At 52.6% G+C, this 11,364-nt stretch carries 9 protein-coding genes; 1 reads left to right on the top strand and 8 read right to left on the bottom strand.

The window, feature by feature from the left end; translation table 11 throughout:
* Positions 1-37: 37 nt before the first annotated feature.
* The 6 genes from ACMGDE_RS08070 to ACMGDE_RS08045 all read right to left on the bottom strand — a co-directional run bounded on the left by ACMGDE_RS08070 (position 38) and on the right by ACMGDE_RS08045 (position 8,564).
* Complete coding sequence (locus ACMGDE_RS08070) at positions 38-1,369, bottom strand: OmpA family protein (protein WP_436832267.1); 1,332 nt, start codon at positions 1,367-1,369, stop codon at positions 38-40.
* A gap of 86 nt (positions 1,370-1,455) precedes the next feature.
* Entirely contained in the window at positions 1,456-2,763 is a 1,308-nt protein-coding gene (locus tag ACMGDE_RS08065) for a DUF389 domain-containing protein (RefSeq protein WP_436832266.1), read from the bottom strand.
* Between the two features lie 46 nt (positions 2,764-2,809).
* A complete protein-coding gene (locus ACMGDE_RS08060) occupies positions 2,810-4,240 on the bottom strand; it encodes an alanine/glycine:cation symporter family protein (RefSeq protein WP_436832265.1) in 1,431 nt (476 codons plus the stop codon).
* 60 nt (positions 4,241-4,300) lie between these two features.
* Positions 4,301-4,945 carry a hypothetical protein gene (locus tag ACMGDE_RS08055; RefSeq protein WP_436832264.1) on the bottom strand — a complete coding sequence of 215 codons (645 nt, stop codon included), beginning with the start codon at positions 4,943-4,945 and terminating at the stop codon, positions 4,301-4,303.
* 161 nt (positions 4,946-5,106) lie between these two features.
* Positions 5,107-6,186, bottom strand: a complete 1,080-nt coding sequence (fbaA, locus tag ACMGDE_RS08050; protein WP_436832263.1) for a class II fructose-bisphosphate aldolase — start codon at positions 6,184-6,186, stop codon at positions 5,107-5,109.
* A gap of 308 nt (positions 6,187-6,494) precedes the next feature.
* Positions 6,495-8,564, bottom strand: a complete 2,070-nt coding sequence (locus ACMGDE_RS08045; protein WP_436832262.1) for a TonB-dependent receptor — start codon at positions 8,562-8,564, stop codon at positions 6,495-6,497.
* Positions 8,565-8,687: 123 nt separating this feature from the next.
* On the opposite strand from ACMGDE_RS08045, the gene ACMGDE_RS08040 reads away from it, so the two are divergent.
* Complete coding sequence (locus tag ACMGDE_RS08040; RefSeq protein WP_436832261.1) at positions 8,688-9,344, top strand: hypothetical protein; 657 nt, start codon at positions 8,688-8,690, stop codon at positions 9,342-9,344.
* A gap of 15 nt (positions 9,345-9,359) precedes the next feature.
* On the opposite strand, the gene ACMGDE_RS08035 is transcribed toward ACMGDE_RS08040, so the two are convergent.
* Positions 9,360-10,283, bottom strand: a complete 924-nt coding sequence (locus tag ACMGDE_RS08035) for a TIGR01777 family oxidoreductase (RefSeq protein WP_436832260.1) — start codon at positions 10,281-10,283, stop codon at positions 9,360-9,362.
* 28 nt (positions 10,284-10,311) lie between these two features.
* Positions 10,312-11,178, bottom strand: a complete 867-nt coding sequence (locus ACMGDE_RS08030) for a Rossmann-fold NAD(P)-binding domain-containing protein (RefSeq protein WP_436832259.1) — start codon at positions 11,176-11,178, stop codon at positions 10,312-10,314.
* Positions 11,179-11,364: the final 186 nt, after the last annotated feature.

Raw genomic sequence — 11,364 nt, 5'->3', positions numbered from 1 at the left:
GGGCCAAAGGTAAGGAATTTTGAATTACGATGGTGGTCTATTTCTTCACAAACTCCACCCTGCGGTTTTGTGCTTTCCCCTCTGGGGTGCCATTGTCTCCGATCGGTTCGCCTTCTCCCCTGCCATCGGTGTCCATGCGGCTTCCATCGATACCAAACTCCATCATCAATGCCTGCTTGACCGAAGCGGCGCGGTCTTTTGACAGCGTAAGGTTCAGGTCATCGCCACCGTCGCTGTCTGTATGTCCGATGATGAACACATTGACAGTTGGATTTTCCTTCAGCACGGCAGCAATTTCCTTCAGCACACCATAAGATTGGGGTTTGATCGTGGCCGAACCGGTATTGAAGTATATCCCCGTGGTGCTGAATTTGCCTTCCGTCAGGAGTTTACTGCGGGTATCTGGCGCACCCACGGCCAAGCGAATATTGCTGATCAAGTATTCGCTGTCGTTTTTTGCATTTTGCCTACTGAATACCAGCCCGTTGTAATTTACGCTCGGATCAAATGCACGGGGCAGATCCCATATTTTTGTCTCATCCACATAGAAACGAAGCCGCTGTTGCTGCCGCCATATGGATACTTTCACGACGTTTTTATCCCGGTTATTGAACGCCTCCAGCGCCCCCATCTCATTATCCATGGTTTTGGCACGATTCACCCAAACAGCATAGTTGCTCCTACCGCGCGGCTCCGATCCCGCATCCTGCGGGTGCAGAAATATGGCCACACCCGACGTCTTTCCGGCCCCATAATGACCCCATCCGGCAAAATCCTTCGGCGCCGCGAGATGGGCCAGGGAAATCATCAAGTCCGTGTCGTAATAACTATATCCAGGTGTCACCGCCAGATCAAATTCCAAGGTAAAATTTTCAGGGAGGTCCCTGATAAACTCCGGAAATACACTGCCTTTCGTCGTCAACGCCAGCCACCTGCCTTCCAGCCCTTCAATCGTCTTGATCTCACCGCTGGCGTCGGTATTCCACTTCGCGGGGAAGTCACCCACGGCATCTTGCAGGAAATCCTCGACGGCGATGACCCGCTCCCCGGGCACAAAATCGAATTTGCCGTAGGATGCAAAGGTCTTGGTAGCGGCCATCGTGCTTTCCGCTGGTTGGCCTCCTGCTTCGTCTTTCCCTCCGGCCGCCGGGCCATCCTTTTCGTCGCTTTTCCCGGTCCGTCCGTCAAACACCTTGTCCAGTGCTTCATCCGTCTTGGTTTCGGTTTCCCGCTCGACCCGGCGCTCGATGGTCCGTTCGGCCGCCCGTTCGGCTTTTTTGGCCAGCTTCTTCAAGAGCTGCGCGTGCGCCGGGCTTACCATAGTCATCAATGCGAGTATACCCGCCAACGAAGTCCGTAATTTCATCATTTGTCAGCAATTTGATGCAAACACAAAATTGACGATCAGACTCGCGCGCGGCAATACACCAAATTAGGTATTTTGATGGAGGGGAATCATTCGATGTACACCTTGACCGAGTCCGAGCTCAGCCTCGATCGGAACCAGGCCTCCAGCTTTTCCCGGTCGGCAATTGTTTTCTCCGGATCGGACGAACCTACGAAAAGTGAAAAATAGGCGTGGGCATGCAAAGAATCATCATAAATGAGCTGATCAGCCGTGCCGCAGGTCTGTATTTCGGGAAACAGGGGTTTCAACTCCTTGAGCAACTGCATACCCAGGTTCCTTTTCCGGCTTGCACTGTCCTGCGCCTGCAAGGTTCTGGCCAGTTCGGCCCGCAGCCGGTTGATCTCCGACTGCTGGCTGTTGATCGCCAGCAAGTTTTCCGAGGTTTCATCGACAGAAAAACCCTGCTGTATAGTCACATTAGCGTTCTTCAAGGCATAATGCCGGATATTGGCAACAACCGCTGCCTTCACGGAATCAGGGATCAGCCTTCCGCCGTAGATCAGCCGGATCGTCCTTTTGGCCGGATCGATTTCCGATTTCAGCAAGTAATCCCCTTCGATGTACGTCTCATTGCGGATAAAGGCATTGGCCTCTTGCACAAACCGCTCCTGCCGCACCAGCACCATACCGAAATACAGGCTGGGAACGATCGTGACGGTGACGATGGCACTGACCCAGCGATTGGCCGTTTTCTTGGTTCCCTCATCCGTTTTATGCCAAATGGGATATTTCAGGAACCGTACGGTCACCAGCGTTGCTGCCGCGATGAAAACCGTGTTGATGGTAAAGAGGTAAAATGCCCCGAAGAAAAAGTTCCATGTTCCAGTTGCCAAGCCGTATCCAGCGGTACACAACGGCGGCATCAACGCAGTGGCAATGGCAACACCCGGAATCACGTTGCCCTTCTGCTTGCTGGACAACGCCATGATACCCGCCAATCCGCCGGCCAACGCGATGAACACATCGTAAATGTTGGGTTGGGTACGGGCCAGCAGCTCAGAATGGGCCTCACTCAGCGGACTGATGAGAAAATAAAGGGTAGAAGCACCCAGGCTCGATGCAACGGCAAATCCGAAATTGGCCAGCGAACGCCGGAGCAGCTTGAAATCGTACGTCGCTAGACTGTATCCCACACCCAGTATGGGGCCCATCAAGGGGGATATCAACATCGCACCGATGATGACCGCTGTGGAATTGACGTTCAACCCGACGCAGGCAATGAGAATGGCAAAAATCAGGATCCATAGATTCGTGCCCCTGAAATAAATACCCCTTTCCACGACATCGTGGATGACATCAAAAGCCTCCCGTTCGGATTTGAGACTGAATTTCTCGAGGATCGTCTGTATGTTCATCATCCGAATATACGAACATTTGGCGATGCGTATGCATCATCCCATTTTAGTCGCGGTCCATCCAGTGCTCCGCATTTTTGATATCCAGCTGCTCTGCATGGAATTCCGGGTCTTTTCCAGCGCGCTTTTGCTTCTTGTAGTCAGCCAGCACCTTCAGCGCCGGCTTGCGGAGCAACAAAATCGCAATCAGGTTGAGCCATGCCATCAACCCCACCCCGATATCGCCAAGCGTCCAGGCGACCGCGGCGGTTTTGACCGTCCCGTAGTAAGTAGCCCCCAATATCAGGATGCGGAGGCCCCAAATCATCCACTTATGACGTCCGTGCTTGTCCAGGTAGCTTAGGTTGGTCTCGGCCATATAATAGTACGCCATGATGGTCGTAAAGGCAAAGAAGAGCAGGGCAAATGCCACGAATCCGGCCCCCATGCTCGGGAAATGATGAGCGATGGCTTGCTGGGTGTACTCCGACCCGATCTCGGCACCGGGAATGTTTTCTACGATATAGCTCCCATCGGGGTGCTGCACATTGTATTTGCCGGTAAACAGGATCATCAGCGCCGTGGCGGTGCACACAAACAGGGTATCGACATATACCGAAAATGCCTGCACCAGTCCTTGCTTGGCCGGGTGACTCACCTCAGCCGCAGCCGCCGCATGCGGCGCAGTCCCTTGTCCCGCTTCATTGGAATAGATCCCCCGCTTCACTCCCCAGGCCACGGCCATGCCGATGACGGCTCCAAAAGCCGGTTCCAGGTTAAATGCCGACCGGATAATGAGACTGAATACCCCGGGGATTTCACGATAGTTCATCCCGATGATGATCAGTGCCATCAGGATATAGGCCCCCGCCATAAAGGGTACGACCACCTCGGCCACTTTGCCGATGCGCTTGACACCCCCGACGACGATCAGGCCCAGTAACAACGCCAACCCAATGCCCGTGTATTCAACCGGAATATTGAAGGCGTGTTGTGCGCTTACCGCAATGCTATTGCTTTGCACGCCCGGCAGGAAGACCGCCGTACTGAGAATCGTGGCCACGGCAAATACCACGGCATACCATTTGACACCCAGTCCCTTTTCAATATAAAAGGCGGGACCACCGCGATATTGGCCATCCTTCACCTCTTTATAGAGTTGTCCCAATGTGGCTTCGACAAAAGCCGATGCACTCCCCAAGAACGCAATCAACCACATCCAAAATACCGCACCCGGTCCACCCATGGCAATCGCCGTAGCGACACCGGCAATATTACCGGTACCGATCCTGCCGGATAGCGCGATGGCAAACGCCTGGAAAGAAGAAACGCCTGTTTTGGACCCGCTGCCGCCAATCAGCAGCTTGACCATATCTTTCAGGTACCGGACCTGTAAAAAACCGGTTGCGAATGAAAAATAGATCCCGACCCCAAGGCATAAGACGATCAGTGCGTTGCTCCAGATGACATTATTGACGGCGTTGATAACTTGCTCCATAAGTTGATTTTATCTATGGGGCGCAAGATAGGGAATATTTGACGTTATTGAAACGGTCCGTTAGTGCAACAGCGCCCTTATTTTCAGGTGAAAGCTACCCTTCACATACTTGCCGGACTCGCTGACCGATCCCGAGTTGACGAAGGTCGAATTAAATCCGTACCGGCCTTTTATTTGGAATACGCCATAATCACCATCAGTACCTATACGCTTGATTTCGGTGATTTCGGTAAATTCAGTATCCGACTGGCCGGCCTTACTCTCCAGCCGTCCAAATGACACATCCAGTTTATCATCGTCCAACGGCAGTTTCATCGTATACTGAAACGAGCCGGGAATGCTGTTAAACCGGCCAACAGGGTATATGCCGATATTTTCCGCCTTTTCGAGCTCACTTGCATATTTCGGATACGACAGCGTGAACGTGGTAAAGGCCGACGCTGAACTGGCCCGTACATACACCACCTCCGGATCTGCTGCATCCCCAGGGCTCAGATCCAGATGCGTACAATCGATCTGCCGCTTCCAATCGGGCGTTTCAAAGGCGAGGTGCAGGCTGTTGGGGATGGCATTGCCGCCACTCCCGCCAGGGGCGTCGGGATTGTCCGGATCATCCGGACCCAAATTGGTTTTGGCACATGATGCCACTAAAAACAAACCGACAATACACGACGTTTTGAGGACATTCAGAATAGGCTTTTTCATAGTTAATATCTGATGGTGAATGTTATTGCGCAAATGTAGCACGCCATCGGACATTGCGAAATACTCACTTCTGGGTATTTTGAAACCTACGCCAATAATAAAAAACCCTTGCTTCACCGGGTGAAACAAGGGCTGATGCGAACCGCGGCAATCAGGGATATTTACAGCTTGCTGTTCACATCCACGGCGTTGAGTTCTTCAAACGCCTGGGTAAGCCGCTTCACAAAGGTTTCTTCACCTTTGCGCAGCCATACGCGCGGGTCGTAGTATTTCTTGTTCGGCGAGTCCGGTCCCTCCGGGCTGCCGATCTGGCTTTGCAGATAGCCTTCCTTGGATTGATAATAGCTGCGCACACCGTCCCAAAACGCCCATTGCATATCCGTGTCGATATTCATCTTGATGGCCCCATAAGAGAGTGCTTCCGTAATTTCTTCCGGAGCCGAACCCGAACCGCCATGGAACACAAAATTGACCGGCTTTTCGGCAGACAGGCCAAACTTTTTACGGATGTATTCCTGCGAATTGTGCAGGATCACGGGTTGCAGTTTTACATTACCCGGTTTATATACCCCGTGCACATTGCCAAAAGCGGCCGCCACCGTGAATTTATCACTTACCTTGTTCAGCTCTTCATAGGCATAGGCGACTTCTTCCGGCTGGGTATACAGCTTGGCGCTGTCCACGTCCGAATTGTCCACCCCGTCCTCTTCCCCACCCGTTACGCCGAGCTCGATCTCTACGGTCATGCCAAGTGGCTTCATCCGCTGGAGGTACTTCTTTGAAATCTCGATATTTTCGTTGATCGGTTCTTCCGATAGATCAAGCATATGAGAAGAAAACAGCGGCTTGCCATGCTGCGCAAAAAACCGCTCGCCGTGGTCTAGCAGTCCGTCAATCCAGGGCAGCAGTTTTTTAGCCGCGTGGTCGGTATGCAACACCACCGCCACCCCATAATGTTCAGCCAGTAGGTGCACGTGCTGGGCCGCGGATACCGCACCCAGAATGCACGCCTGCAAACCATCGTTGTTCAACGATTTGCCTGCGAAAAATTGGGCTCCGCCATTGGATAGCTGGATGATAACCGGAGAATTGACCGCTTTGGCCGTCTCCATCACGGCATTGATGGAATTGGTGCCGATGATATTGACAGCCGGCAATGCAAACTGATGAGCTTTAGCCACCTCAAACAGCTCCTGCACGGCATCACCGGTGACCACTCCTTTAAAATCTTTCAAACTCATGATATTGTCTTATTTTTGAGGTTCCGAAAGTAGCGATAATTTTCGGAAATACGTAATTCCGATTGAGACTCCTCCGATACTTTTCCGAGACTCCTCCGAGACTTCTTCGATGTGCACGCACCGTGCAGGCACGGTAACTCCACGTTGAGTCCACGTTTTGCCGCAAAAAACGTGCTTTCAATGTGGACGCATCCCGTCCGGACCCCGCCGGTATGTCGGAGCAGTGCCGGAGCAGTGCCGCACGAGTCTCGAAGCACTAGCAACGAATGTTCGAAGATGTCGTCCGCACGCAGCGCTCGTGGATATTATCAATACCCCAACGCGATTCCGCCATAAAAATTCCGCAATGCTGCGGCATTGAAGAAACGGCCACCGAACGCGTTGATATCATTACCAAGGCTGTATTGCTGGTTCAACAAATTATCCCCGCCGGCAAACACTTGCAGTCTCCATTTTTGTCCCAACGACCGCTCCCAGCTTATTTTGGCCTGCAAGAGGTGATAGGGATCGCCGAACGCCGAATTGGCATCGTCCAATGGAATGGCCGAGGTATAATGGTGCAGGATATAGCCGCTGACCCCCAGCGGAAATTGAGCAAAGACACTGCTGACCACGGTGCTGGCCGGTACACCGGTGAGCTTATTGCCGGTAAAATCATCATCGCCCACGCGGTAATCGCCAAAACGGAACCTACTCAACGTCAGATTGCTCCCCACTTGGAGCCCACGCAACACCCCGCTTTGGCGGGGTGCAACCGCCCACACAGCGGCCGAGAGCTCCAATCCCCGCTGGTCGACCCTCCCCGCATTATCGAAAAACTCTGCACCGGTGTCACGCAGCTGGCGGATAATCGCGTCAGCCATCCGATAGTAAAATACCGACCCATCTATAAACGTCCGCCGGTTGCGCGTCTGCCACCGGAAACCCGTTTCATAGTTCCATCCCGTCTCGGCGACCAATGCCGTATTGATGAGGTTATCCGATGGCCGGACCTCGGCAATGGTGGGTGGCGAGTAGCCGCGCGAAACGGAGAAGCGCCCCGCCAGCTGCGGTGTCATCAGGTAAGACAATGCCACCCGTGGCATCCATTCGGGATCAAATGGCCGGTCTGTAAAGGCCAACTCCTTAACTGGGAAAATAGATCGGTGCTGATATCCATAGTAGTTGAGACTCAGCGCAGCCTCCAGTGTCAGCCGACGAAACACATCAGCGCTGAACCGCGCAAAATAGAAATGTTGGAGGCTTTTCAGTACGTCTATCGTCTGTTGATCGCCCTTGACTCCCCCATGATTATCATAGTTGGCGATATCCGTTCCCCCGCGCTGCCACTCCAGTCCGGCATTGACGCGCCAGGAAAAAGTCTCCGGATCTCCGTCGGCGTAGTCGATATAGGTACGGATGCCTACATTGTACTCATTCCGTATTTCATAATTGGTGATAAATGGATTTCGGAAGTCGGTATGTGTACCGAAGATACTGGCCACGTGCCTGAATTTGCTGCTGATCCGAGCATCATGGACCAACCCGCCGACCAGGGTTTTGTTGGTGATACCGGCTTGCTGCTCGGCCGCCCCGGGTATTGTCGGGGTAGCCGGCCGGGCCGATCTCGGGTTTTCTTCATACTGCGCCGCTGTCAGTCCCCCTGGAGTGCGGTATCGGAGATCGGAGTATACCGCAATCAAACGCAATTCGTTAGCAGGCGTATAGTTCCACCGTTGTACGGTTTGAAAAGACGCGCGCTTCATCGCCGCGTTTTGCCGATAGCCGTCGGCACGTTGGTATGCCTGGCTGACGCCGAAGCGATAGGCAGGTGACGGGTGAAGCACGGCGGAGAACTGCTCGTGGAACAGGCCGAACGAGCCCCCATTTAAGCGCAGGGATGCGGCGTTGCCGGTATCACCCGACATCCCTTGGGGCCGGATGAGCACCACGCCGCCCGAATTAGCGCCGAAAAGGCTTCCATCAGGGCCTTTTAGCACTTCAATCCCATCCATACTGCCCGCATCTAAGAGGTTTAAATAGGTATTGCCCCCAGCGTCTGTCAGCGGAATCTCGTCGAGATACACTTTTACGTTTCTGACGCCGAAGGGCGAACGCAACAGGCTACCCCGAAGCGAGAGGCGGTAACTGCCCGGCGAGCGCTCTTCCATCCGCACACCCGGCACGGTATTGAGGGCAGGCAGCAGCGTCTGACCACTTTGATGAGCCAGCGTATGGCGACCGACCACTCCGGCTGACGTAGTTACCCGCAACAGCGGCTGCGCCACGAAATACGCATTGACCGATACCTCCTCCAAATGCGTGGCGGTGTCCGGGATCGACTGGGCAATGGACTGTAATGAACTAATGAGTAAAACGAGCGTGGTAAAACGGATCATGCGCCTTCAAACTTTGGACGAAAATAATGATAATACCGCAACGATATGCCTGATGCGTGCCATTGTAACATGAATTAAACTTTGACCGCCCGAAAAAGTCTAACGAAAGGGAGGAAAGGAATCATGAAAGCAATCATGGCCAGCATATTCATCATCAGTTCGGTCGTAGCATTCGCGCAACGAACGGATACAACAGCGGAACGAGACACCGTACACCTATCAAAATTGGAAATCGACCGCAAGAAGAAGGAAGTATTTGCCGGTAAAGACTCCAACTTAGTGGTGCACATTGACACCCTGATCATCAAGGACCGGGGACAACTCGTTTTCTTCGGCAAGAAGAATGTTGAACTCCGGGTAGGCCATGCCGAAATCGATAAGCGCGCCTACATTTTCGGCACCGACGGAAAGAACAATGGAACCGATTTCGACATCGACATGCGATTTGAAAAACTGGGAGCATTGTATGTGTTAGCAGGTGGACAGGACGCCAACAATAATGGGTCGCGCACCTACCCCAATGGGGATGGTGGTAATGTTACGTTCACGTACGATAGTACGGGGGTTGTACCCCAAAGTGAAGATAAGAAATCGGCACACTACCTACAGCTCGATACCCGCGCGGGTGGCTATCGTGTCAATCCGCAAACGGATCTCCGAAACATCTACGGCTTGATCAATATGGGTAGCGCCGGCAGGCCGTTAGGCAACTTGTCCCAGGGAAGGGTATATTCCGGATCGCCGGGAAAAGATGGGAAAAGCACCGTGAAAGCCCGATAGGCCGTGACGGATGAATCAAGTCTTGCGACCGATCGCTTCTAATGCCCCTTCAAATGTCGGATAGCTGAACTGGAACCCGGTGTTTCGGATCTTTTCGGTCGATACGCGGGTGCTGCTCAGCAGCAGTTCGCTCATTTGACCCAATATGGTTTTCAACATAAAAGCAGGGACCTTTGGCAGCCACGACCGACCCTGTTGCTTGGCGATGGCGCGGACAAATGTCGAAAATGAAATCTGCTCCGGAGCCGACATGTTGTAAACGCCGTGTATTCCATTGTGCTCCAGCGCGAATAGGTATAAGGAAACAACATCGTCGATGTGTATCCAGGGCATCCATTGGTTGCCCGTTCCAGGTACGATACCCAATCCCCTTTTGATCAGATCGGCAAATTTGCGGTAGATACCCCCTTCGGCTGACAGTACCACGCCGCTTCTCAATGAGACGGTCCGTAATCCCATATCCCGTCCGCGACTGACCGCTCGCTCCCACGCTGCGCAGGTCTGACCCAGAAAATCATTTGCCGGCGGCTTGTCCTCCGTCATCCATTCGTCGCCCCGGTCATTGTAGTAGCCCGTTGCAGATGCCGAAATAACCGCTTTTACAGGGGGTGCAGCTTGTTGCTTCAGCAGGCGGTAGAGCAATTCGATGGGTTCGGTTCGGCTTGCTAAGATCAGCTGCTTTCGTTTATTGCTCCAGGGCAGGGCGCCGATGTTCTCACCCGCCAGGTGGATAATCGCCGTTACCCCATCCAGGCAAGCCGGGTCTACCTGATCCGCTGAAACATCCCATTCAAAAAACTGCACACCGGACAGATCGCTTACCCGCTTGGTTCTACTCAAGGCATTGACGAAATAACCGCGCTCGACCAACACCGGCATCAGCGCCCGCCCGATCAAACCACTTGCCCCGGTTACCAATACGCGTTTGTTCATTTCCATGTGCGATCATTTCGTCAATAGGCATACCTCAACCCAATGCGTATTCGACGGCGACATTAAAAGACGCCAGACGAATCGGATACAGCGTAGTCAATCCGCTATTGACCGTTACCAAATCCTTGCGCATGTAGATGAGAAACGCCGCCGTGACATCTTGCTCAAACTTGTAGAAATAGCGACCCAACAAAATCGACACCGGCATGCCCAACCCTGGCAGCGCCAATACTTTCTTCTTCAGTTTCGCAATGCGCAGATAGCGCTCAAAGGCCTCTTTATAGGTCATCACTTCCGGTCCGCCGATGTCAAAGGTCTGCCCATGCGTCTGCTCATCGGCAATAATTTTGCTCAAGTATGCGCACACATCCAACAAGTGTATCGGCTGGCAATGGCTTTTGGCAAAGTCCCTCGGGAGGATCACCAGCTTCTGTTTGGACAGCGTCGACAGGATATTCATGAGCGCAGACCCCTTCCCGACGATATTGCTGATCCGTACTACGGTATAATTGATGCCGCTTAGGCTAATGTACGACTTGATCTTTTCGACGTTATCGTCCGCCAATTTAGTGACATAGATCAGGTGTTTGCATGCGGTGGCTTTCAGCGCCCGGATGTATTTTTGCAGCGCGATCAATTCCATTTCCAGCCGGATGTCAATTTCATTGATCGGGGATTGGTTAAAGTAGAAGGCCACCTCCGTATCCCGATCCAGCTCGGCCGATAGCTTCCCCCTGAATAAATCACCCTCCATCACCTCAATGCCATACTTCTTCGGCACATGCTGATAGAAAAAGTCGCTGTTTCTGATCAGGCAGGTAACTTGATGGCCCTCTTCAGCTAGGCAAACGGATATGTTTCTGGCTAAATAATTATTAAGACCGGTAATCAGTACTTTCATACGCTACCACTTAATGTTGGTGTAAGAAAATCCGCTAGGTATTAGCGAATCCTTCAAAAGCTCGTATTCTTTGGATAATCCAATTCAGGACAAATCTAGAAAAAAAGTAGCGAATTGTGTTTTTTTTGTCAATATTCATGTTAGTTCCTGACTAGCTGCACTTCTAATGGATAATAAACGCTACAT

It is taken from the genome of Parapedobacter brassicae (assembly GCF_051400755.1).
Lineage (GTDB): Bacteria > Bacteroidota > Bacteroidia > Sphingobacteriales > Sphingobacteriaceae > Parapedobacter.
This window is presented reverse-complemented; position numbering and strand designations above follow the sequence as displayed.